Raw genomic sequence first — 21,075 nt, forward strand, 5'->3', positions numbered from 1 at the left:
GTGAAGGACTCGATTGTCAGTATTCGGTGCTTGGCTGAGCGTCTTTCCTTGGTGCCCTGGCTGTCCTCCCGGCCGTTTCTCCGACGGTTGGCGAGAAGGAGATTTCGCCCCAAACCGGTCAGAGGACGGCGGTAAATGACTATTCGTACTGTTTTTTTTCGTACGGGCTTCTAATTCTGCAATACGTGCTTTCAATTGCTGGTTTTCTTGTCTTAACTGTTTATTTTCGTTGATGAGTTTTTCGATGGTCTGTGCTTGACGTTCGATGTTTGCCACCATGCTTTCGAGTGTGAAGACCGCTTCTTGGAAGCCAAAAGCAACATTTGCCATTGTGTTCACCTCCCATGTCTATGATGGTAATTAGTATAGACAAGGAAGGTACGAACAAACCGGCTCTCGTAAATTTTTTCTATGTACGGGCTGAATAGTTACCTTCAAATTTTGTTAGAAATAAGGTGGAGTATTTCAATGTTGACATAGTGAAAATAATCATATATTGTTATAGTAGCAGCTTAACTATATCCCCTCCCATTATTGTGGATAGAACATCCCCCAAAAACCCTTCTTGGCGCGGCTAAGAAGGGTTTTTTGTGTTTTCCACCCAACAAACCGCTGCACCGCCCCGGCTAGCCTCTTGTCTGCATAAATACAACTGGCAGGCTTAACCTCTCGTTGGCCCAAAATCGTGTCGTCTATGTTTTCCGACTGTTGGAGGCAAGCCACAGGCTTGCCTTCGTCACACTGCTGATCCAAGCGGCGCTTGGCCCGAACCTCGCGAGTGCTCTTTTTTTGTGAAATCCAAACGACGGCCTTTTGCTTTCTTCTTACGAAAACCCATGCAAAAACGGATTTGTATCCATCTCCGCAGCGATCGTCGTCTCTGGCCCATGGCCTGAAAGAACGATCGTTTCCTCCGGCAGCGTAAGCAGTTCGTCATGAATGCTTTTCAACAGCTGCTGATGGTTGCCGCCTGGCAAGTCAGTGCGTCCGATGCTGCCGGCAAACAGCGCATCGCCGGAAAACACAATATTGGCTTGTTTGCAATAATACGAGACGCTGCCCGGAGAGTGACCCGGCGTTTCGCGGACATCCAACGCAAACGGACCAATGTTCAGCGCCGTCGACCCTTTAAGGCATGTCGGTTCGCAGCGGACAGCGACCGGACCGCCGAAATAAAGCGAGCCATTCAATGCCGGATCTTGCAGCCATTGTTTTTCATTTTCGTGCAAATACACTGGAATGTCCCAGCGGGCAAGCACGTCCGGGATGCCGCCAATATGGTCAAAATGCGCATGCGTCAGCAAAATCGCCAGCGGGGTCAGCCCTTTTTCCTCGATCCGGCGGACGAGCGCCGCGCCTTCCGCGCCGGGGTCAACGATCAGGCATTGTCGGTCTGCAGACGACAACAAGTAAGCGTTGGCCTGAATCGGGCCGACGGGAATACGCGTCCATTCCATGGCCATCTCCTCCTTTCCTTGACATGTCCAATATTTAACTTTATTTTACTGTTTTTTTTCAAGCGATGGAAGAGAAAAGAGAAAGGGACCTCGACAAATGGAGGAAAAAAGATTACAATGAAAAAGAATGGACACGTTTGTACATACTGTTTCATGAGGGGGTAAAACGATGGGTACGGTCATTATTTTTGCACTTGTGACGCTGCTTGCCCTTTATGGAATGCTCCGTACATTGCGCGAGAAAAACGTGCTCGGATTTTTGTTTGGACTTGCCACTGCCGCTGTATTCGGCTGGTTTACCATCATGACCATTTTGGATCACGGCATTCCAACCGGCACGCACTGAAAACGCAAGAGGCGAATCATGCCTCTTGCGTTTTTTATGCCATTTTGAGCGCTGCTAAAAACAAGCCGAGGCTGTCGCGGTATATTCGCGCAAACTGCGAGAGCGGCAACGGATTGACACCCTCGCCGAGCTCCACGGTGTAGCCGCGCCGCTTCCACGTTTGAATGAACCAATCGCGGTAGCCGGCATGGCTGTCAATGTAGCGAACAGCTTGGTAGCCGCTTGCTTCAGCCATCGCCTGAACCGTTGCCTCCGCCTCCGGCGGCTCGAACCCTTCATATCCCCAATAAATTTCCTTGCCTTGTGTATGAAACGCGACGACCATCGCAAAATCGCCCGACTCGGCGAGCGCCGCCATCGCTTTCGCCTCCGGCTCCGTAAGCGGGGCGAATCCTGGAAAATCGCGCGGTGCCGGCGCTTTCGGCGGTTTGCGGGCCTGTTCTATTTCCCAGTTAGATGGGAATTGATTGTTTAAATCAACGCCGCGGATGTTCGCTTTCCATTGCGAAAAATCGAGCGACCCACCGTTGATGCAGACGACTTCGCTCCGATGCGGCTCTTCTTCCGGCGGGCCGTTCAGCACAAGGTTGACGCCGTCAGGATTGACCATCGGCACAACGGAAAGAGTCACTTTACGGTAATAATCAAGCACCCGATGGCCGGCAAGCTCGTCATCGTTAACCAGCGCCCGCGCGTACTCGTCGATGAGCGCCATGATCACTGCTGTCGTGATCCACTCATTCGCGTGGAATGATCCGTTCATATGCACGCGCACCGGTCCGCGGCCGATTTGCAGTTCAACGAGCGGCAAGCCGAGAACACTATGGCCGATCGTCCGCTGGCGCACAAACGGATAGTGGCAGACGAGGGCGGTGATATCCTCCATCAAAGCGGCAAAATCGTACGGACGGACGCTGCGGACGACCGGGGACGAAATCCGCTTCGGCAGCGGCGCTGTTCCGTTGATGACCGCCATCGCCCCCGGCAGCCGCCGCAGCACCTCCGTCGGCAGCGATAGGCGGTCAGCGAGCGCTTCCCACGTATCGATCGGCGCGTATCCCGGGATGGCAACGGTCTGCCCAGGGCGCAATCCCTCTTCCACATGCGGATTCGAATCGATGATCAGTTCAGTCGGCACCGAAAACCATCGTCCATATGTTTCAAACGTATCGCCGGGCCATGCTTGAAGGTGCATGCGCCGTCTCCCCTTCCCATTTCTTTACCTTAACATATGTCGGCAGACGGCAAAAAATGAGCGCCTGGCAAGCGGCAGTGCACGAATGTTCGCAAACATCTCCTTCTTCAAAGTTCGTTCCAATCTCATATCATCCAACAATAAGAAAAGGCGCCTCCTAGTGCCAAGGCATCCACCGTGCGCCCTTTCTAGACATATCCTCCAACAATAAGAAAAGGCGCCCCAACCTTTTTGGGACACCTTCCGTTGTTTACGCGCCGACAAGCTCTTTCGCCAGCCAGGCGGCGCCGATGACGCCGGCATCGTTGCCAAGCGTCGCTAAAACAAGCTCCGCCCCAGCGGCGACGCGCGGGAACGCGAAGCGGCGGAAATGGGCGGCCACACGCTCGACAAGCATGTCACCCGCCTTGGACACGCCGCCGCCGATCACGATTTTCTCCGGGTTCGTCACATTGGCGGCATTCGCCAACGCCCAACCAAGATAGTACGTTGCTTCATCGACCACTTCCAATGCCAGCGCATCGCCCGCTTTGGCGGCGTCAAACACCGCTTTGGCCGTCACATCCCCGTTGCGAAGCTCACTCGGACGCTCATCTGCGGTCAATTTCTCCTTGGCGATCCGCACGATGCCGGTGGCGGACGCAATCGTTTCCAAACATCCGGTTTTGCCGCAGTTGCAACGGGCGCCGCCATCAGGGATCATCGTCATATGTCCGATCTCTCCGCCGGCGCCGTTTATGCCGCGCACAATGGCTCCGTTGGCAATCACACCGCCGCCAACGCCGGTGCCAAGCGTCACAAACAACAAATGGCGCGCTCCTCCCCCTGCTCCTTTCCACATTTCGCCAAGCGCGGCGAGATTGGCGTCATTATCGACCGAAACGGGCAGCCCCGTCGCCTCTTCCAGCCGTTGCTTCAATGGATAATTCGTCCACCCTATATTGACCGTCTCATACAACATGCCGGTTTCCTCTTCGACCGGCCCGGGGGCGCCGATGCCGGCGGCAAGCAGCCTCTCTTTCGCTCCGCCGAGCTGGGCGAGCGTTCCATCAAGCGACCGGGCAATGTCAGCGACGATATGCTCACCGCGATTGGCGGTGTTCGTCGGAATTTCCCATTTGTGCACGATGTCACCCTCGGTGGTGACAAACGCCATTTTGATTGTTGTGCCCCCGAGGTCAATGCCTACCAACCATGGTTCCATTGCATCCTCATCCTTTTTTCATCCGTTTTTCCCGCTCAATTTGCGCTTCCTGCCGCAAAATAAACAAGGCCGCTTGCAGCTGTTTCGCATCGATCAGCTGGGACTGGTACAGCTCTTTCACTTCCTCCTCCATCAGCTCCAAGTCAGCGAGCCGATCGCCGACGTAAATGATCGTGCCAAACCGTTTCAGCAGCTGTTGTACGTCGTATACCGTCTTCATCGTCACTCATGCTCCTTTTTCCCCTTTTAATGTAGCGGCAAACGGCCGCAACCGTCAAGACAAAAAATGCAGGCGCCAAAGCAACAGCACCTGCGTCAGCGGTCAGGGTCGCGTGGGTGAAGAATCGCCGGCCGCCGGTTTTTGAGCGGCATCGGCGAACGGATGAGCACATCGCGCATCGCTCGGTAGGAGAACGGGATGAACGGCCATAAGTACGGAATGCCAAACGACGTCATCCGCGCCAAGGCAAGGATCCAAACGATGATGCCGATGACATAACCGTACAGGCCGAACAGGCCCGACAAAATGAGCAAGGCGATGCGGACGAGCCGGTTTGCCAAGCTCATTTCATAGCTCGGCGTTGCAAACGTACCGATGGCAGTAACAGAAAAATACAAAATCACCTCATTGGAGAAAAGGCCGACTTCGACCGCGATGCCGCCGATCATAAGCGCGGCGACAAGGCCGAGCGCGGTCGCCAGTGAAGACGGCGTATGAATGGCGGCCATCCGCAGCATATCCATTCCGAGTTCAATCATCAAAATTTGCGCAAACAGCGGAATATCGCCCAATTTGGCCTTTCCTAAAAACGAGAGCGGCCCGGGCAACAGCTCCGGCTCAGTCATCAGCAAATACCAAAGCGGCAGCAAAAACACTGACGCCCAGACAGCCAAAAAGCGGACGAGCCGCAAATACGCTCCAACGATCGGCTTGTTTCGGTATTCTTCAGCGTGCTGCAAATGATGCCAAAACGTTGCCGGGGTGATAATGACGCTTGGCGATCCATCGACAATGACGAGCACATGCCCTTCATACAAATGGGCCGCCGCTGTATCGGGACGCTCCGTATAGCGGACGACCGGGTACGGGTTCCAATGCCGGCCGGAAATAAACTCTTCCACCGTTTTTTCGGCCATGACCAGACCGTCCGTATCAATAGCAGTGATCGATTGCCGGATGCGGTGGACGAGCTCCGGGTCGGCGATTTCCTCGATATAGCAAATGCAAATATCGGTCTTCGAGCGCCGCGCCACCTGCACGTACTCCATGCGCAAGGAAGGGTCGCGGACGCGGCGGCGGATGAGCGCGGTGTTAAAGACGATCGTCTCGACAAAACCATCGCGCGCCCCGCGTACGACCCGTTCCGTGTCCGGCTCTTGCGGCCCGCGCACCGGATACGTGCGGGCGTCAATCAAAATGATCCGCTCAACGCCGTCAACGACTAACGCCGTCGGCCCAGCAAGCACCATCGCGACCGCTTCTTCCAAGTCGTCTGTCTGCCCGATCTCGACGTACGGAAGATATTTTTTCAGGAGCTTCTCAAGCGGGTGAACGTCCAGTTCGTGTTCCTCAAGCCGGGACAAATATCTCATCAAATAATGCAAAATATCGTCTTTGACAAATCCGTCAATCATAAACAACGCCATCGCCCGGCCGCCATATTCGACGTCAAGGCGAATGACATCGAAGCTCTTGCCGACTCCAAGCCGTTCGGCTAAATAGGATGCATTGTCATGAAGGCGGCGGGACGCCGGGCGTTTGGGCATCTGTTTCTCCATCGTCATCCCCCTGCATCGTTTGCACTGTATACTCCCCATCATAGACAAGCATGAGGAAATTCATACATAAATGTTCCTTGCGATGCATATATTGGTGAAAACCTTGTCCAATCCGGGAGGATGTCATGAAACGATGGATGATCCCCTTCATGGCGCTTGCTTTTTTCCTTGCCGCCGCGCTCGCCTCGCGGTGGGAGCACGATCAGACCGCTGAAACGATCAAGTTTTTCCCGATTGATCGCGAAGCGGCGTTCATTGAAGCGAAAACAACGCTTGCGCTCGGCAATAGCAACGAACGCGGGCGCTATGCGCTCCGTTGGTCAGTTGCCTCCGTTTTAAACCGCCGCGCCTATTTGCGCCAAGATGTCTCCTTGTTGTTCGCCGACGGCCGTTTGGCCGATGTGCTGTCGAAATGGAAAACGAACACGGATGCGATCAACATGGAAAAGACGGTCCGGATGCGGGACAGCCGCTTTTTCCAGGCCGTCTCGTTCCACCACGGCGAGCTGCATACAGGAGAGAACATCACAAGCAGCCAAACGATGTCAAGCAGCTATTTGTACGTCATTGACTCACCGTACCATCCGCGCGCATCGTTCCGGCGGCCAAGAACAGATGACGAGCGCGAATGGCAGCGCGTCTTGAACAAAGCCACGAATGAATTTCTTCGTCATAAAGCGGACGAGCTGCTCACCCACTTTTCTTTGTCAAAGAAAGATTATTACGCCCTTTATTTGCCGGAGCTCGTCGCCTACACGGAACAGCCGCTGCCGGGCTTGTCGACGGCAAAAACGCAAACCGTCATCGGCCGTCTTTGGGAAGGATTGTACAAGTCGTACATCCTTGGCATAAAAAAAGAGGATGGATCCATCCTCTCGCCAATCGGCAGCACGATGCCGCTCATTCTCATTCGCAAAGATTACAGTAGGCTCTTCGTTCTCATTGAAGCGAAAACCGGGGAAAAAGTCATGCTCGTGCAGCTTCTTTAACGAAACCCGATCCATAAGCCGGCAGCAGCCAGCAGCACCGCAGCGGCCAGCGCCCCCGCCTGCCGCCCCCAAGCGGTGTGTTTTGGCAAATGAACGACGCTGGCCGCCAAGAAGCCGCCGACAAGCCCGCCGATATGACCGGCGTTGTCGATGCCGGGAACAAGCAGGCCAAACAACAGGTTGACGATGATTAAACTGATGACGTTCATCCCCATCGTCCGAAAAAATAAATGCCGGTAGACAGTGCCGAAGTAAAGAAGAGCCCCGAATAGCCCGAAAATGGCTCCCGACGCCCCGGCCGATAATGATGGTGTAAACAAAAAACTCGCCAGCGCTCCGAAAAATCCGGCCGTTACGTAAATGAACAAAAAGCGAAGCGAGCCGTACAGCCGCTCAACCGTTATCCCTAAATAATACAAGGCAAGGGTGTTTGTCAACAGATGCAAAAACCCGATATGCAAAAACATCGGCGTCAACAAGCGCCACCACTCTCCCGCTTCAATGAGCGGATTGAATTTGGCGCCGTAGTGGATCAACACATCCGGATTCGTGCTCCCGCCGCTCCATTCGAGAACCAAAAACATCGCAACCTGCACGACGATGAACAGCCGGGTGAACATCGGCTTGCCATACTCAAAAATGCGCCGTTCCTCCTCACGGCGGCGCCGCCATTCGCGGACCACCTCGCGCTTTAAGCGCTCGGCGGCAGCAAACGGATCGGACGTTTCCACAGGCGGCTCAAAACGGAGCGCAACGCCCGTCATCTCCGCAAGCCGCGGCAGCACGTCCCCCATATTGCCGCTGTGAAGGAGGAGCGTATGAAGCACGCCATCGGACATTCCAGAGAGCGGCAACGGCTCGGCGACAAGAAATTCCCAATCGTCAACCGGCGGATACACCATCACATAAACATTGATGACCCGGCCCGCTTTGCTGAAATTCCATCCCCTCATTTGCTGAACAAATTGCCATGTATATTCCATATCAAGGCGCAACGATCGGCTCCAATCAAAATCAGCGCGCACGAGGCGGATGAGTGTTGGGCGCCGCCAATGGTTTGATTCCAGCCATACTTCATCGGCCTGCTCAGACATCCGTACGATGCGGTAGCCGCCGCGAGACAAACGCTGAACAAGCTGCCAAAACAGTACATCCATCGTTCCAATCACGTTCTCCTCTCCCTTTCCCTGGCGAGGCCAAGTCCGACAAACAGCAACAAAGCCAACTCATCGACCGTCCGGCAAACCGGAGCGAATGGGCCGGTTTTTTCATAACCGACTTCTTCAAAAATGATTCACCGCTGCCGCATCATGGACGCAACATTTGCGAAACAAGGGCGTTGCGCACGGGAGGAATGTGGAGCGCAAATCGGACAAGTTGCTTTCGCAACGACGGAACGCGCAATGCGAAGGCGGCCATTCGGTAGCGATAGCGGTAAGCAAGACATCCAGCGGCAACGACAAGCAGCGAGTACGACCATTTATTCATCGTTGTTCCTCCTTCATCATATGACATGCTCGTTATTCTTTTTCCCTTTTTCTCTCCAAATATGAAGCGGGGCGCGTCTAACGCTCCAGCACGAAGGCGGCCAGCACCGCGCCGATGATCGCCAGAAAGTTCACCGCATCATTGTCAAGCCACCGCCAGCCTTTCATATGAATGGTCGTCTGCCCGCAATGCCGTTTCCGCTCAGTCGTCGCCCCGCATGCCGGACAGCGGTAAGCCGCTTGCCAAGCCGCGCCAAGCCACGTATCGAACCAGCTGCCGAGCCAACCAAAGAGCGACAGGGCGAAAGCAGGCCGGACATCGAGAAAAAATGCGCCAGCGGCCGCGATAAACAGTGCGCCGGCAAACGAAGCAGCCGTGCCAAGGAGCGTCACAGCCCCTGAGGTGCCGGCTTCCACCGGCCGAAAGCTCGGCCAAACCCGAGGCGGCCACGGGCTTAAAGAACCGATTTCAGACGCCCACGTATCGGCGTTCGCTGCAGCGACGGCGACAACAAACAGATCATCCCAAATCGGGTCGGGACGGACAGCGGCCAATAGCGCCAACACGGCCGGCGCCCCGCCATTGGCCAGCACTTGGATGGCATCGCGCCGCCCGCCTTTCGCCAATTTTTCAGACAGTTTTGCCTTGCGTTGCTTTCCGATGTGGCTAAAGAAGCTGGAGCTGACAAAAAAGCAACCTAACACCCATATTCCGCCCCATGAAAAGCCGCATCCAACCGCTGCGCCGATGACAACGGTTGCCGCCGCTCCTGATATGGACAACGAGCGCAACAACCACCCGCCGCCGGCGGCGAGGGCAGAGACCGCGATATACCACCATTCATCGCTCACAGTGAAGAACTCCTTGATCAGTAATAATGAATTTCACCGGCACATCATGCTCCTCGGTCGGAATGTCGTCCATCACTTGAAAGGAGTAAGCCAGCGCTGCCGTCACCGCCGAAGCTCCCGGCAAATATCGGTCGTAATACCCGCCGCCATAGCCGATCCGGTAGCCGGTTTTGGCAAAACAGACCCCCGGGACAATGATGAGATCAAACTCATCGCGGTCGATCGGCGTTGTTTGTTTTTCAATCGGCTCAAACAATCCGGCGTACGCTTTTTCGAGCTGGGCAAACGACGCGAGCCGCCGAAAGGACATCGTTTTCGCCCTTGGATCGCATTTCGGGACGCCGATCGTTTTTCCTTCCCGCCACGCCTGTTCAATGATCGGCAAGGTGTTGACTTCCGTCTCTCTCGACACCGTCATGGCGATCGTCCGCGCCGTTTGCCATAATGGCCACCGATATAAATGAGCGGCGATTTGCCGATCGTACATCTCTTTTTCTGCCGCTTTAAGCTGCCGAAGCTGATTCAACATGCGCTGGCGCCATTCCTGTTTGCCGTCCATCATCTTCCCCTTCCTCCCATAAAGATAAAAAGCAGCAGGAATCATCTTCCCACTGCTTACTTCGTTTCGCGGTGCAACGTGACTTTGCGATCGCGCGGGCAATATTTTTTCAATTCCAAACGCTCTGGGTTGTTGCGTTTATTTTTCGATGTAATATAGTTGCGTTCGCCGCATTCTGTGCATGCCAATGTAATGTTCACGCGCATCTTTTTTCCCTCCAAACGAGCTTTATACTTTATATATAATCAGACCTTTCTATGATACCATTTTTCTTCGGCGATTTCCACCTCTAAATTTCATCTTTGTTCAATAAGAGCGCCACAAGCAGAGAATGATATGGTATAGTGAAAAGGGGAGGGATGCACGTGGTGGAATATGCGATCATCGCTTTGGCAGCTCTAGCCATTATTTTTCTTGTTATTTCCTTTTTTGCTAAGGATGAACTGAAACCGCTCGAAGAACAAATCGATCATTTGACCGTTTCACTGGCGCAGGAAACGTACCAGATCAAAAAGCGGTTGCAAGTCATCGAGGAGGAGCTCCTCATCCCTGAGCGACAACGCTCAGCTTCGCCGCGGCGCAGCGGATCGTTGTCGCCGGACGATCGGCGCATCTTGTTTTTGCATAAACAAGGATTCCCGCTCGAAGACATTGCCCGCGAGACGGGGCTGACCGTTGCGGAAGTCGAACGGGCGGTAAGGAGATTGCGCCGATGAACAAGCGATCGATGCGTTCGTTTGCCCTCGGGTTGCTTGTATCGACAGCGCTGATCGGCGCCTCGTATTACGCTTCGCCCCCAGCTGCACCGACGGAAGCGGAAGTCAAGGCGTTCCTCAAACAGCATGGGCTCGTCGCCGTGGCGAAAGAGGAATACGACAAGCTTCGCAGCGCTCAGCCGAACGCCGCTTCGAAAGCGCCGGCCAAGGAGATGTCCGAACCATCAGTGCAAACCGTTTACGTATATCGACTCGTTATTAAGAAAGGAGATACGCCAGAGACATTTGCCCGCGAACTTGAAGAGGCTGGCATCGTTCAAAGCGCCCGCGCCTTCAACGACTACTTGGAACAACATGGGCTGACGCGCTCCATCCGCCCCGGCGTCTACAACGTGCGGAGCGATATGGACTACGCAGCGATCGGCCGTTTGATTGCCGAACCATAACGAAAGAAGGTGTCCCTCCCAAAGGACCGGGACACCTTTTCTTATGGCCGTGTCTGCGCATCAAACAGCCGTTTTTTTGAAAGAAACACACCTTTTTTGAAACGAACTCTTTGTCTGTCGTTGCCGACGCAGCCCGGCCGCTTTTATCATCCGAACCGCCCGGCGATATAATCCGCCGTCCGCTGATCAGCTGGACGAGAAAACAACGTTTTTGTCTCGCCGTACTCAATCACTTCTCCGTTTAAGAAAAACGCCGTCCGATCGGAAATGCGAGCCGCCTGCTGCATATTATGCGTGACAATGATGATGCTGTATTTTGTTTTCAGCTCGCCCATCAACTCCTCGACCTTCGCTGTCGAAATCGGATCGAGCGCTGATGTCGGTTCATCCATTAAAATGACATCCGGCTCGACGGCCAAACAGCGGGCGATGCACAGCCGCTGCTGTTGGCCGCCCGATAAACCGAGGGCATTTTCATGAAGCCGATCTTTGACTTCCTCCCAGAGCGCCGCTTGTCGCAAGCTTTTTTCGACGATCTCATCGAGCCGCCGCCGGTCGCGGATCCCATGAATGCGCGGTCCATAGGCGACGTTGTCATAAATCGACTTTGGAAACGGGTTGGGCTTTTGAAACACCATGCCCACTTGCGTCCGCAGCTGTTCAACAGGGTATGACGTGTCAAAAATGCGGCGGCCGCGATACAAAATCTCCCCTTCGAGCCGGACGTTTGGAATGAGCTCGATCATTCGATTGAGCGTTTTGATATAGGTTGACTTGCCGCATCCTGACGGGCCGATAATCGCTGTAATCTCGCGTTCGTAAAAGGACAGGTGAATATGTTTTAACGCATGATGCTCGCCGTACCATACGTTCAGTCCATTCGTTTCGTAAACGACCTCTTTTTTCACCAACTGGGCCGAAGGAATGTCCTCTTTTCGGCGCTCCACCACCGCCATCGTACTCATCGGCGTGACTCCTTTCATTTCCTTCCGCCCTCACTGGCAGCGGAAGATCGATGTTTCCTCTATATATGAGCATACAAAACGATCGTTAACGCTGTGTGGACGGTATGTAAAGTTTTTGTAAACGAACATATTTTTTTGCAAGCGCAAAAAAGAGGCGCCCGTTCAGGCGCCTTTCATGTCAGCGCGCATCGGCGGCCTCCGCGCCGCCTTGCGCATCAAAGCTGCTCCCGCCTCCGGCCGCCCGCTTCGCTTTCAATTCAAAATAGGCGTCCAAAATGCGGCGGCCGATCCGGTCATTGATTCCGTCGCTCTCCCCTTGCGTCGCCCACGGGACGACAACGGCGAACGACACTTCTGGATCGTTGTACGGCGCATAGCCAACGAGCGTCAAGTTGTACGTTGGATCATTCCGTCGGCTTTGGATCGGCCCATCGTAAAACGCCTCTGCCGTCCCCGTTTTGCCGGCCGGCTTGTACGAAGCACTCGCAAAGTACGAATACGCCGTTCCGCCCGGCTCTTGCATCACACGGCGGAATCCTTCTTGCACCCGCTTGATGTATTCCGTCTTCATATCGATCCGGTTTAGCACGACCGGCTCGAACCGTTTCATGATCCGGCCAGGCTTTTTTCCGTCAGCCGACGGCTCACGAATTTCTTTGACAAGCTGCGGCTTCATCCGATAGCCGCCGTTGGCGATCGTCGAGACGTATTGCGCCAGCTGCATCGGCGTATACATATCGTATTGGCCGATGGCTAAGTCAAGCAAAAACCCGCCGCGCGTGCTCTGGCCTTGGAAGCCGCCGAGTTCGTTCGGCAAATCGATGCCCGTTTTCACGCCAAGGCCGAATTGGCTGAAATAGTGGCGAATCGTCGTAAACGCCTCTGGATTGATGCGAAGCGGCGCGTGCGGACGATACACACCGCCCCCGATGGCGATCGCCGTTTTGAACATATAGACGTTCGACGACTGCTTGAGCGCCGTCAGCTCGTTGATCGTCCCCATCGTCTTCCATGATTTTTTCACCGGGGTTCCTTTAATATACAGCGGCTCGTCCTTAATATACGTATTCGGATGAAGCACCCCTGTTTGAAAGCCGGTGAGAACAGTCGCCCCTTTCACCGCCGATCCCATCGCATAGGCGGACGTGATGTTGCCGATGGCAAAGTCGACAAATTTGCCGTCTTGAAGAAGCTTGCCGGCCATCGCCAACACTTCGCCCGTCTTCGGATTCATCATGACGACAAACGCCCGGTCCAAGAGCGGCGACCGGCCTTTGCGCTTCGTCGCCAAAATCTCTTGTTGAATGATTTGCTCAACCTTTTGCTGGAGCTCGGCATCAATGGTCAACACGAGGTCTTTGCCGCGCTCGCCTGGGTACACTTGCTCAACCGAGATGACGTTGCCCGATTTGTCGACAACGTTTTTCACTTTTGCCTTTTTGCCGTGCAGCACTTCTTCATACTGCATCTCCAAATAGCTTTTGCCGACGCGGTCATTGCGGCTGTAATCGCGGGCTAAAAAGTAATCGAGCCGTTCGCGCGGGACGCCTTCGTCTTCTTCAGTCACACTGCCGAGCACAGAGCGGAATGTGTTGTCATAGACGTATTTCCGGTCCCAATCCACCGTCGTATTGACGCCGGGCAGCTCGCTCAAATGCTCGCTGACGACCGCATATTCGCGGTCGGTCACTCCTTTGCTTTTGACCGTCTGTGGCGTCAAGGCGTAGCCGCTTTCCATCTCATGTTTAATGGCGATCACTTCAAGCTCCGCTTTCGAAATTTGCGCCAAATCTTGCTTCGTGATGCGATCGAGCGTCCACTCGTACACTTTTTTGTCGATCTCTTTTTGCGTCAATCCTTGATCAGCGAGCTTTTTCCGTTCTTGTTCGCTCACCTTCTGTTTCGCTTCTTTCGGATGCGTTAAAATCCAATAATCTTTCATATCGCGCTCAGTCACTTTTTTCTCAGCATCGGGAATGTCGATGTATTGAGCAAGTTTCCTTGCTATGTCCAATATTTCTTCCGGCTGTGTCGTTTTTGAGCGCGTGTACATAATCGCCTTTTGTGGTGTGTTGTCGACGATCACGCGGCCGAACCGATCGTAAATTTTGCCGCGCGGCACCGGCGTGCTGACGATTTCATCCTGCGTCCGCTCCACTTCGCGCCGATAATCTTCACCATAGACGATCTGTACGACGCCAAGGCGCAAAATCAGCGCTGAAAACAGCAAAAAAACAAAGAAAAACAAAATGTTTAACCGAATCGGCACTTGCGCCCGCTTTTTCCGTTTCATCCCCCGGTCCTCCTTCCCTCCCCCTATTGTAAAAGAAAAAGGCGGGCATGGCTAGGGAAAAACTTGGCCCCTCACACCGGCGAACGGCCTCGTTCGCCGGCCAGTTTCGGCCGAAGCAAAAGCCGCTCGCGCTGATCGCGCTCCGAACGGCCATCGGTAAAGCGAATGCGGCGGACAAACCAATAAATCACCAAATGCCCGGCTCCGCACACAAACATAAGCACCCGAATGCCAGCCTCTTCGCCAAAGAGCGCCACAGCCGTCAAAAAGGCTAAAATCGACACCACCCGTCCGGCGTTTAAAAACAATTCGCGGACAACGATGTATTCGACGCGCGCCTCGGCCGATTTCCAGCTCTTCCCGATGACGTCAAACGTCAAGGAGGAATACGGAACAAGCAGCAATGGATACGCAATGGCGATCGTGATGGCATAAAGAATGAGGCGCGGATAGGTCGGATGAAAAACGATCAAAAAAATCGCCCCATATAGCAGCGCTCCCCCAAATAGAATGGCTTTCATCCGATATTCACGCTTGATCAGCCGGGAGACGGCATAATAGGCGACAAACGATGTAAACGAGTTGACAAGCCCGAATTTGCCGAGCGCCCATTCACTTCCAGAAGTGACATACACAAGCACGGAAATGATAAACACAAACGTGCCTTCGCGCAATCCTTGAAAAAAGTGGGCATTCGTAATGAGCCGCCAGTTCCGGTTTTCATTCCTCTCCTTTAAAATGCGGACGAACAAATATTTCCCCGCGGCCTCGCGGCGCTTCAAGAAAAAGCTGAGCAGCACAGCAACAAGAAACAAGCCGAGCGACAGCGAGAAAACGAACGTATACCCTTTCGCTCCATGAAGCGACGAGATGATATAACCGGCGGCAATCGGCCCGATCATGCCGGCGGATGAGGTCAACACCCCGAAAAAACCGTTAAAAAAGTCGCGCGTCTCCGGTTCGGTAATTTCAAATGTCAACACGTTAAACGCCAGCCAATAAAAACCATAGCCGACGCCGAGCAGCGCGCCGAGAAAAAGCAAATATTGATGGGCGCGAGAGCCGACCAATAAAACGGTGACAAAAAAAACGGCTAAACACGACACGCCAAGCCGCAAAATGAGAATACGGTCAATTTGTTTTGCCAGCCGGCCGGCGAAAATAAACGTCAGCGGCTGCATCGTGACAATCGCCAAATTGTATAGCGCCAAGTCGCGGAAATCGCCGGTCTGTTTCCATAAATAAATGTTGACAAACGTGTTCGACAGGGAAACACCGAGCGCGTAAAACCCACCGATGCAAAGCAAAAGCAACAAATCGCGGTTCACTTGTTCTTGGCCGGTTAGTTTTTGGAAAAATGCCATTGCAAACTCCCCTTTTCATCTATCCGGTAGTGTGGCCATTTCCGCTATGGCTATGCACCCGGCACGAAGAAAACCGCTTCCTTTGCCTGCACCCTCCATCGCTAAAAAAAGCGGGGCGTTTTGTTTCGCCCCGCTTTTTTGATTACTTCGCTTTCGCTTCGCTGTACCGTTTCGCCACTTCGTCCCAGTTGACAATGTTCCAGAATGCGGCAATGTATTCCGGACGGCGGTTTTGGTATTTCAAGTAGTACGCATGCTCCCAAACGTCCAAGCCGAGAATCGGCGTTTTGCCTTCCATGATCGGCGAGTCTTGGTTCGGCGTGCTCGTAATTTCCAGCTCGCCGTTGTTCACGACAAGCCATGCCCAGCCAGAACCGAAACGGCCGGCCGCTGCTTTCGAAAACTCGTCTTTAAACGCGGCGAAGCTGCCGAATTTTTTGTTGATCGCCTCAGCCAGCTCACCCGTCGGCTCACCGCCGCCGTTTGGCGACAAAATCGTCCAGAAAAGCGAGTGGTTCGCATGACCGCCGCCGTTGTTGCGCACCGCCGTACGAATGCTTTCCGGAAGGGCTTCCAAATTGCTGAGCAATTCTTCGAGCGATTTGTTTTGCAAATCCGGATGCCCTTCAAGCGCCGCATTCAAATTCGTGACGTATGTGTTATGGTGCTTCGTGTGGTGAATGTTCATCGTTTCTTTGTCAATGTGCGGCTCAAGCGCATCGTACGGATACGGCAATGCTGGCAATTCAAATGGCATACCGATCTCCTCCTTTTTGGTTTATGTACACGAACGCCAAAGCGTCCGTTTGAGATTAGCTTACCAAAGTTGGCACATTGTTTCAATCGATTTGTTTGTCCTCCCTTTTTGTTTACATATTTTCAACACACCGTTGACCGTTTCTTCATAATGGCAAGTTATAGTATAAAGTAGCTTCCAGTTAAGGGGGAACTCAGCGAAAATGGAAACGAAACGATCAGGTTCTTTATGGAACGCCTTTCGACTTGAGACAATTGTCATGATGGCCATGGTGCTCACAACGACGTTGTCGGCCCTTGTCATCACCTCAATCGGCTATATTCAAGGGCGCCATTCAGCTATTCAGTCGATCCAACAACAATTGCAACTATCAAGCGAAACCATGGTTGAAAAAATTTCCATTTTAAAGGCTACAACGACCAATGAAGCATTTTCTCAAAAACTGAACTACTCATTGACCTTAAATGAACGGAAATTCCATGCCTTACACCTTCATCCGGTGCAATTGATTTTAACGAAAACGGGAAAGACGGTGGCGAAACGGCCATCCTCGCCCAACCAAACACTGCCCGAACAGGTCGTGCGCGATATATTGAAAAAGAAGCAAGGGGTTTTGCATACAGACCAATGGCTGGCCGCATTTTCCAGTTCAAGCGATTTGCAAGGAGCGGTCTACATGATCGCCATTCCGGAAAAGGATTATTTGTGGCCGCTTTTGAAACAGCAAGCAGCAAACTTGGCAGGGTCTGTTGCCGCCATCTTGACCGTATGCCTGGCCGGATGGAGGATCATCCGCCGCGCCACCCGCCCCATTGCTTGGCTCCAGCAAGCCATGGAACGGCTTGGATCTGGCGATTGGCGGTCGCGCATCGAATTGCATGCAGCGACAAAAGATATTCTCGCCCTCGCCGATGGGTTCCATCAGATGTCCAGCAATTTGGCCGTTCTTATCGAACATATGCGCTTCAGCTCCGAGCAAATCGCAGCGGCTACCAACATTTTAAACCAAACATCCTCTGAGACAACAGCGGCTTCTGAACAAATCGCAGCGGCGGTGGCAGACACGGCGTACGGGGCAGAGCAACAAGCGCGCAAATCGGCTGACATCGCCTCTTTTTTTCAACAACTGGCAGATGAAATGGAACAAATGTCCTTTCGAATGGAGGAAGCCCGTCGTTCCACAGAACAAGCCCATTCCCAAGCGGAAAGCGGCAACCGGCTTGTTCAACGGGCAAGCAGCGACATGGCTTACCTGCAACAATCCATTGCGAAAACGATGTACACAATCGATGCATTGAAAGACCATTCGCGCCATATTGCCAGCATTCTGTCACTAATCGGAAACATCGCTGAACAAACGAACTTGCTCGCCCTAAACGCTGCCATTGAAGCAGCCAAAGCAGGGGAGCATGGCCGGGGGTTCTCAGTTGTTGCGAAAGAAATCCGGGCGCTGTCGGCGCAAACAGGACAAGCGTTGGCACAAATTCAATCCATTGTCCAAGATGTGCAAAGCCAAATCGAGGCCGCGGTTCAATCGATGAAAGCAAGCGCAAAACAACTCGATGAAACGAAAAAAACGTTCACGGAAAGCCAACAAGCCTTTGAAGAAATCACCACAATGGTGTCGCATTCATCCGCACATACGCTGCAAATTTCAGAACAATTCGCCGCCATTGAGCGGCAAATCAGCGAAATGCGTGAACATATCGCAGGGATTGCCACCGTTGCCCAACAGATTGCTTCGTCGATGGAGCAAATTTCGAATTTTACCGACGGCCAGCACAATGCCATGGCTGCCATTCGTTCCGAAGCCGATGCACTAAATGAACGGGTGTTGCAATGGCGCGCCTTGCTTGAAACCTTTCATTTGCCTTCTGACTAAAGCGGGAAGATGCCCGCTTTTTTCTTCGTCCCAAGTTGAATTCTTCCTCTTTCCCGGCTACAATGGAAAAGGAGACAAAGAAAGGTGTGTCTGCGATGAACGTATTCGTCCAGCTGTGGAAAAGCTTATATTCTCCGAAAGACATCGCCCGCTTTCGATTTCAGGGAATTGGGAAAACGATCGGTTATTTGTTTTTGCTGACTTTGCTGTCCATTCTTCCGACGTTTTACTATGTCTCCTCGTCGCTCACTGAAGGCATCCGCACAACGAGCGCCTTATTGAATAACGAGTTGCCGCCGTTTTCGATTGAAAACGGCGAACTTCACTCGGAGGCGGCCACGCCGATTCATATTGATCAAGGCGGATTTACGATCATTTTTGACAGCACCGGCAAAGTGACGAGTGAGAAAGTCGAGCAGTTTCCGAACGCCATCGCGCTCTTGAAGCATGAAGCCGTGCTCGTCGCCGGCCATCAGGCGCAGCATTACAGCTATGCCACGTTTCCGGATGTGACCATTACCGACGAAGACGTTCGCGCGTTCATCGCCGGTCTTCAGTCGCTTCTCCCTGTCCTCATCCCGCTTTTTGGGCTCGTTTTATACGTGCTCGCCTGCGCCGGGAAATTCATCAGCGTGTGCATCTTTGCCTTTTTCGGCCTGATTCTTGCCGGCGTGCTCGACAAAACGTTGCGCTACCGCCATACATGGGTGATGTCGGCTTACGCCATTACGCTGTCGACCGTCTTTTTCACCGTGATGGAAACGGTGCAAGCGGTCGTGCCCTACGGCGCGTTGATCCATTGGTTCGTTTCGCTTGTCGTCCTCTTTTTGGCAGTCAAGGAAGTACCATCAGCCAAACGGGAAATATAAAAAAGCTGCCTGTTGATGCAGGACAGCTTTTTTTGTGCTTACGCTGCTTTGCTTCTTTCTCCTCGTCCTCGACGCGCGCGCCGCCCCCCGGAGAAATACCGCGCAAGCAAGGAAGAAGCGAGCCGTGCAGCCAAATTGAATAAAAGAACGGCCACCATCAACACAGCCGCCGATTTAGCCGCGATCAGCTTCGCGTCTGGGACAATGCCTTCGGAATTCAATTTCCAAATATGCACGGTCAGCGTTTCGGCCGGCCGGAACACGTTCAGCGGGTTGGCCTGGCTGCCCCAATCCGCATCCCAACGAAGCATCGGAGTCGTCAGCCCAGCGGTATAAATGAAAACAGCCGCTTCGCCGAAAATGCGCCCGGCCGATAAAATGACGCCGGTGACAATTTGCGGGATGGCGGCCGGAAGCACCGCTTTGACCAACGTCTGCCAGCGCGTCGCTCCAAGGGCAAGACTTCCCTCTTTAATGTTGGACGGAACATCCAAAATCGCCGTTTCGCAAATGCGCGTCAATCCAGGCAAATTGATGATCGTGACGGCTAACGCTCCGCCGAGCAGCGTATAGCCCCAACCCGTCAAGGTGACAAACGCCAACAATCCGAACAACCCGACGACAATCGACGGCAATGATGCCATCGTTTCCAAGCAAAGGCGAATGAACCCGACGATCCGCCCCTGTTTGGCGTATTCGGCCAAATAAATTCCAGCTCCCAACGAAAGCGGGACCGACAAAAGCAATGTCACAACCAACATATAAAACGAATTGATCAACTGCGGACCAATGCCACCGCCCGCTTGCGTATTGCTCGGCCGTCCGAACAGAAACTCAGGTTGCCAAAACCCCGCTCCTTTCGACAACACAACGGCAAAAAAGAAAATGAGCAACCCGATGACCGCAGCAGCCACCGCATAGAAAATGCCTGTCCATACTTTATCGATCATCCGCGCTGTCATCTTATCGCTCCTTTCTCGGACCGACCAAACGGATCACGGCAATGAAGAAAAACGAGATCAAGAGCAACATGAGCGCCAATGTCCATAACGCGTTGTTCCATGGTGTTCCGTTGATCGTATTCGCCATATCCATCGTCAATACACTTGTTAACGTCGCCGTCGGGCTGTCAAGGCCTGAAGGCAGCTTAATCGTATTGCCGATCACCATCTGCACGGCAAGCGCCTCGCCGAACGCCCGCGCCAAGCCGAGAACGACGCCAGTGGCAATCCCGGCTTTCGCCGCCGGAACGATGACGCGGGAAATCGCCTGCCAACGCGTAGAGCCAAGCCCGTATGATGCTTCCATATACGCCATTGGGACATTGGCCAAGGCGTCGGCCGCAATGCTGGTGATGGTCGGCAAAATCATCATACTAAGGACGATGATCCCCGCAAGCAGACTAAAGCCGGAGCCTCCGAACCATTCGCGCAAGAGCGGAACGAGAATCGTCACCCCAAGCCAGCCATACACCACCGACGGAATGCCGACAAGCAGCTCCAGCACCGGCTTGAGCAACGAAACGAACCATTTGGGAGCGATAAAGTTCATGAAAATCGCCAACGCCAAAGCGATCGGCGCACTGATCAACAAAGCGCCAAGCGAGACGAGCATCGAGCCAACAATAAAAATGAGCGCCCCATACTTCGGCGGCGTGCCATTTGGATCCCATTGCGCCGAAAGCAACATGTCAGAAAGCGAAAGACCGCTGTCCGTAAAGGACTGAATTCCCTTTACCGCTAAGAAGATGATCATCGTCACCGTAATCAGAACGATCAGCCAGCCGCAGATGACCGCAAACGTGCGGCCGATGTATTCTTCAAGCCAGCGATTCCGCCGTTTCGTATGCATTTGTTGCATGGCTTCATCCCTCCATTGTCAAAGGCCGGCCTAACGAGCCGGCCTTCCGCCCTTC

At 53.5% G+C, this 21,075-nt stretch carries 23 protein-coding genes; 6 read left to right on the forward strand and 17 right to left on the reverse strand.

Features of this window, described 5'->3' with window-relative positions:
- Both B1A75_RS13040 and B1A75_RS13050 read right to left on the reverse strand, forming a co-directional pair.
- On the reverse strand, positions 1–330 hold a 330-nt coding region (locus B1A75_RS13040), incomplete at its 3' end, for a DUF6444 domain-containing protein (RefSeq protein WP_254866636.1).
- Positions 331–824: 494 nt separating this feature from the next.
- The gene (locus tag B1A75_RS13050) at positions 825–1,457 is read right to left on the reverse strand and encodes an MBL fold metallo-hydrolase (protein ID WP_074043503.1); all 633 of its coding nucleotides are present in this window, start codon (positions 1,455–1,457) and stop codon (positions 825–827) included.
- A 169-nt stretch (positions 1,458–1,626) separates the two neighbouring features.
- On the opposite strand from B1A75_RS13050, the gene B1A75_RS13055 reads away from it, so the two are divergent.
- Entirely contained in the window at positions 1,627–1,803 is a 177-nt protein-coding gene (locus tag B1A75_RS13055; protein WP_044730834.1) for a DUF2759 domain-containing protein, read from the forward strand.
- 34 nt (positions 1,804–1,837) lie between these two features.
- Here the strand turns inward: B1A75_RS13055 and B1A75_RS13060 are convergent, their stop codons facing one another.
- The 4 genes from B1A75_RS13060 to B1A75_RS13075 form a co-directional block, all read right to left on the reverse strand.
- Positions 1,838–2,998 (reverse strand): M14 family metallopeptidase, encoded by a 1,161-nt coding sequence (locus tag B1A75_RS13060; RefSeq protein WP_074043504.1) that lies wholly within the window; start codon positions 2,996–2,998, stop codon positions 1,838–1,840.
- Between the two features lie 250 nt (positions 2,999–3,248).
- Complete coding sequence (locus B1A75_RS13065) at positions 3,249–4,202, reverse strand: ROK family glucokinase (protein WP_074043505.1); 954 nt, start codon at positions 4,200–4,202, stop codon at positions 3,249–3,251.
- A gap of 7 nt (positions 4,203–4,209) precedes the next feature.
- Complete coding sequence (locus tag B1A75_RS13070) at positions 4,210–4,422, reverse strand: YqgQ family protein (protein WP_074043506.1); 213 nt, start codon at positions 4,420–4,422, stop codon at positions 4,210–4,212.
- A gap of 95 nt (positions 4,423–4,517) precedes the next feature.
- Positions 4,518–5,981 (reverse strand): spore germination protein, encoded by a 1,464-nt coding sequence (locus B1A75_RS13075; protein ID WP_079936345.1) that lies wholly within the window; start codon positions 5,979–5,981, stop codon positions 4,518–4,520.
- Between the two features lie 125 nt (positions 5,982–6,106).
- Here B1A75_RS13075 and B1A75_RS13080 point away from each other — a divergent pair, with 125 nt between their 5' ends.
- Positions 6,107–6,970 (forward strand): hypothetical protein, encoded by an 864-nt coding sequence (locus B1A75_RS13080; protein WP_079936346.1) that lies wholly within the window; start codon positions 6,107–6,109, stop codon positions 6,968–6,970.
- Here the strand turns inward: B1A75_RS13080 and B1A75_RS13085 are convergent.
- The 5 genes from B1A75_RS13085 to rpmG all read right to left on the reverse strand — a co-directional run bounded on the left by B1A75_RS13085 (position 6,967) and on the right by rpmG (position 10,074).
- A complete protein-coding gene (locus tag B1A75_RS13085) occupies positions 6,967–8,127 on the reverse strand; it encodes a rhomboid family intramembrane serine protease (protein ID WP_079936349.1) in 1,161 nt (386 codons plus the stop codon). The two genes, B1A75_RS13080 and B1A75_RS13085, sit on opposite strands and share 4 nt — an antisense overlap.
- Before the next feature lie 151 nt (positions 8,128–8,278).
- Positions 8,279–8,458, reverse strand: coding sequence for a hypothetical protein (locus B1A75_RS13090; protein WP_044730829.1), 180 nt, complete (start codon positions 8,456–8,458; stop codon positions 8,279–8,281).
- Positions 8,459–8,535: 77 nt separating this feature from the next.
- Positions 8,536–9,309: a DUF92 domain-containing protein gene (locus B1A75_RS13095; RefSeq protein WP_021322341.1), complete on the reverse strand. Its 774-nt coding sequence runs from the start codon at positions 9,307–9,309 to the stop codon at positions 8,536–8,538.
- Entirely contained in the window at positions 9,299–9,871 is a 573-nt protein-coding gene (locus B1A75_RS13100; RefSeq protein ID WP_031206527.1) for a 5-formyltetrahydrofolate cyclo-ligase, read from the reverse strand. Before B1A75_RS13100 ends, B1A75_RS13095 begins: the two co-directional genes overlap by 11 nt.
- Before the next feature lie 53 nt (positions 9,872–9,924).
- The gene (gene rpmG / locus B1A75_RS13105; protein WP_011231931.1) at positions 9,925–10,074 is read right to left on the reverse strand and encodes a 50S ribosomal protein L33; all 150 of its coding nucleotides are present in this window, start codon (positions 10,072–10,074) and stop codon (positions 9,925–9,927) included.
- A gap of 159 nt (positions 10,075–10,233) precedes the next feature.
- Here rpmG and B1A75_RS13110 point away from each other — a divergent pair, with 159 nt between their 5' ends.
- A complete protein-coding gene (locus B1A75_RS13110) occupies positions 10,234–10,584 on the forward strand; it encodes a sigma factor-like helix-turn-helix DNA-binding protein (RefSeq protein WP_021322339.1) in 351 nt (116 codons plus the stop codon).
- Entirely contained in the window at positions 10,581–11,030 is a 450-nt protein-coding gene (locus tag B1A75_RS13115) for an endolytic transglycosylase MltG (protein ID WP_074043509.1), read from the forward strand. The genes B1A75_RS13110 and B1A75_RS13115 overlap by 4 nt, the downstream gene beginning before the upstream one ends.
- 146 nt (positions 11,031–11,176) lie before the next feature.
- On the opposite strand, the gene pstB is transcribed toward B1A75_RS13115, so the two are convergent.
- The 4 genes from pstB to sodA form a co-directional block, all read right to left on the reverse strand.
- A complete protein-coding gene (pstB, locus tag B1A75_RS13120) occupies positions 11,177–11,986 on the reverse strand; it encodes a phosphate ABC transporter ATP-binding protein PstB (RefSeq protein ID WP_119878022.1) in 810 nt (269 codons plus the stop codon).
- Positions 11,987–12,173: 187 nt separating this feature from the next.
- Complete coding sequence (locus B1A75_RS13125) at positions 12,174–14,288, reverse strand: peptidoglycan D,D-transpeptidase FtsI family protein (protein ID WP_074043510.1); 2,115 nt, start codon at positions 14,286–14,288, stop codon at positions 12,174–12,176.
- A gap of 71 nt (positions 14,289–14,359) precedes the next feature.
- Entirely contained in the window at positions 14,360–15,652 is a 1,293-nt protein-coding gene (locus B1A75_RS13130; protein ID WP_074043511.1) for an MFS transporter, read from the reverse strand.
- Between the two features lie 142 nt (positions 15,653–15,794).
- A complete protein-coding gene (gene sodA / locus B1A75_RS13135) occupies positions 15,795–16,409 on the reverse strand; it encodes a superoxide dismutase SodA (protein ID WP_044730821.1) in 615 nt (204 codons plus the stop codon).
- A 202-nt stretch (positions 16,410–16,611) separates the two neighbouring features.
- Between sodA and B1A75_RS13140 the strand changes: the two genes are divergently transcribed.
- Together B1A75_RS13140 and B1A75_RS13145 are read left to right on the forward strand one after the other, a co-directional pair.
- Positions 16,612–18,291 (forward strand): methyl-accepting chemotaxis protein, encoded by a 1,680-nt coding sequence (locus B1A75_RS13140; RefSeq protein WP_074043512.1) that lies wholly within the window; start codon positions 16,612–16,614, stop codon positions 18,289–18,291.
- 95 nt (positions 18,292–18,386) lie between these two features.
- A complete protein-coding gene (locus B1A75_RS13145) occupies positions 18,387–19,160 on the forward strand; it encodes a DUF1189 domain-containing protein (RefSeq protein WP_074043513.1) in 774 nt (257 codons plus the stop codon).
- Positions 19,161–19,198: 38 nt separating this feature from the next.
- Here the strand turns inward: B1A75_RS13145 and pstA are convergent, their stop codons facing one another.
- Both pstA and pstC read right to left on the reverse strand, forming a co-directional pair.
- On the reverse strand, positions 19,199–20,122 hold the full coding sequence (gene pstA / locus B1A75_RS13150) for a phosphate ABC transporter permease PstA (RefSeq protein WP_074043514.1): 924 nt from the start codon (positions 20,120–20,122) through the stop codon (positions 19,199–19,201).
- Between the two features lies 1 nt (position 20,123).
- Positions 20,124–21,020: a phosphate ABC transporter permease subunit PstC gene (gene pstC, locus B1A75_RS13155; protein ID WP_371878453.1), complete on the reverse strand. Its 897-nt coding sequence runs from the start codon at positions 21,018–21,020 to the stop codon at positions 20,124–20,126.
- Positions 21,021–21,075: the final 55 nt, after the last annotated feature.

Origin of the sequence: Geobacillus sp. LEMMY01 (assembly GCF_002042905.1) — a bacterium.
In the GTDB taxonomy this organism is placed as follows: Bacteria; Bacillota; Bacilli; order Bacillales; family Anoxybacillaceae; genus Geobacillus; species Geobacillus proteiniphilus.

Coding starts and splice junctions, on each gene's coding strand:
- B1A75_RS13050 (WP_074043503.1), bottom strand. CDS start 1,457: ATGGAATGGACGCGTATTCCCGTCGGCCCGATTCAGGCCAACGCTTAC.
- B1A75_RS13055 (WP_044730834.1), top strand. CDS start 1,627: ATGGGTACGGTCATTATTTTTGCACTTGTGACGCTGCTTGCCCTTTAT.
- B1A75_RS13060 (WP_074043504.1), bottom strand. CDS start 2,998: ATGCACCTTCAAGCATGGCCCGGCGATACGTTTGAAACATATGGACGA.
- B1A75_RS13065 (WP_074043505.1), bottom strand. CDS start 4,202: ATGGAACCATGGTTGGTAGGCATTGACCTCGGGGGCACAACAATCAAA.
- B1A75_RS13070 (WP_074043506.1), bottom strand. CDS start 4,422: ATGAAGACGGTATACGACGTACAACAGCTGCTGAAACGGTTTGGCACG.
- B1A75_RS13075 (WP_079936345.1), bottom strand. CDS start 5,981: ATGGAGAAACAGATGCCCAAACGCCCGGCGTCCCGCCGCCTTCATGAC.
- B1A75_RS13080 (WP_079936346.1), top strand. CDS start 6,107: ATGAAACGATGGATGATCCCCTTCATGGCGCTTGCTTTTTTCCTTGCC.
- B1A75_RS13085 (WP_079936349.1), bottom strand. CDS start 8,127: ATGGATGTACTGTTTTGGCAGCTTGTTCAGCGTTTGTCTCGCGGCGGC.
- B1A75_RS13090 (WP_044730829.1), bottom strand. CDS start 8,458: ATGAATAAATGGTCGTACTCGCTGCTTGTCGTTGCCGCTGGATGTCTT.
- B1A75_RS13100 (WP_031206527.1), bottom strand. CDS start 9,871: ATGATGGACGGCAAACAGGAATGGCGCCAGCGCATGTTGAATCAGCTT.
- rpmG (WP_011231931.1), bottom strand. CDS start 10,074: ATGCGCGTGAACATTACATTGGCATGCACAGAATGCGGCGAACGCAAC.
- B1A75_RS13115 (WP_074043509.1), top strand. CDS start 10,581: ATGAACAAGCGATCGATGCGTTCGTTTGCCCTCGGGTTGCTTGTATCG.
- pstB (WP_119878022.1), bottom strand. CDS start 11,986: ATGGCGGTGGTGGAGCGCCGAAAAGAGGACATTCCTTCGGCCCAGTTG.
- B1A75_RS13125 (WP_074043510.1), bottom strand. CDS start 14,288: ATGAAACGGAAAAAGCGGGCGCAAGTGCCGATTCGGTTAAACATTTTG.
- B1A75_RS13130 (WP_074043511.1), bottom strand. CDS start 15,652: ATGGCATTTTTCCAAAAACTAACCGGCCAAGAACAAGTGAACCGCGAT.
- sodA (WP_044730821.1), bottom strand. CDS start 16,409: ATGCCATTTGAATTGCCAGCATTGCCGTATCCGTACGATGCGCTTGAG.
- B1A75_RS13140 (WP_074043512.1), top strand. CDS start 16,612: ATGGAAACGAAACGATCAGGTTCTTTATGGAACGCCTTTCGACTTGAG.
- B1A75_RS13145 (WP_074043513.1), top strand. CDS start 18,387: ATGAACGTATTCGTCCAGCTGTGGAAAAGCTTATATTCTCCGAAAGAC.
- pstA (WP_074043514.1), bottom strand. CDS start 20,122: ATGACAGCGCGGATGATCGATAAAGTATGGACAGGCATTTTCTATGCG.
- pstC (WP_371878453.1), bottom strand. CDS start 21,020: ATGCAACAAATGCATACGAAACGGCGGAATCGCTGGCTTGAAGAATAC.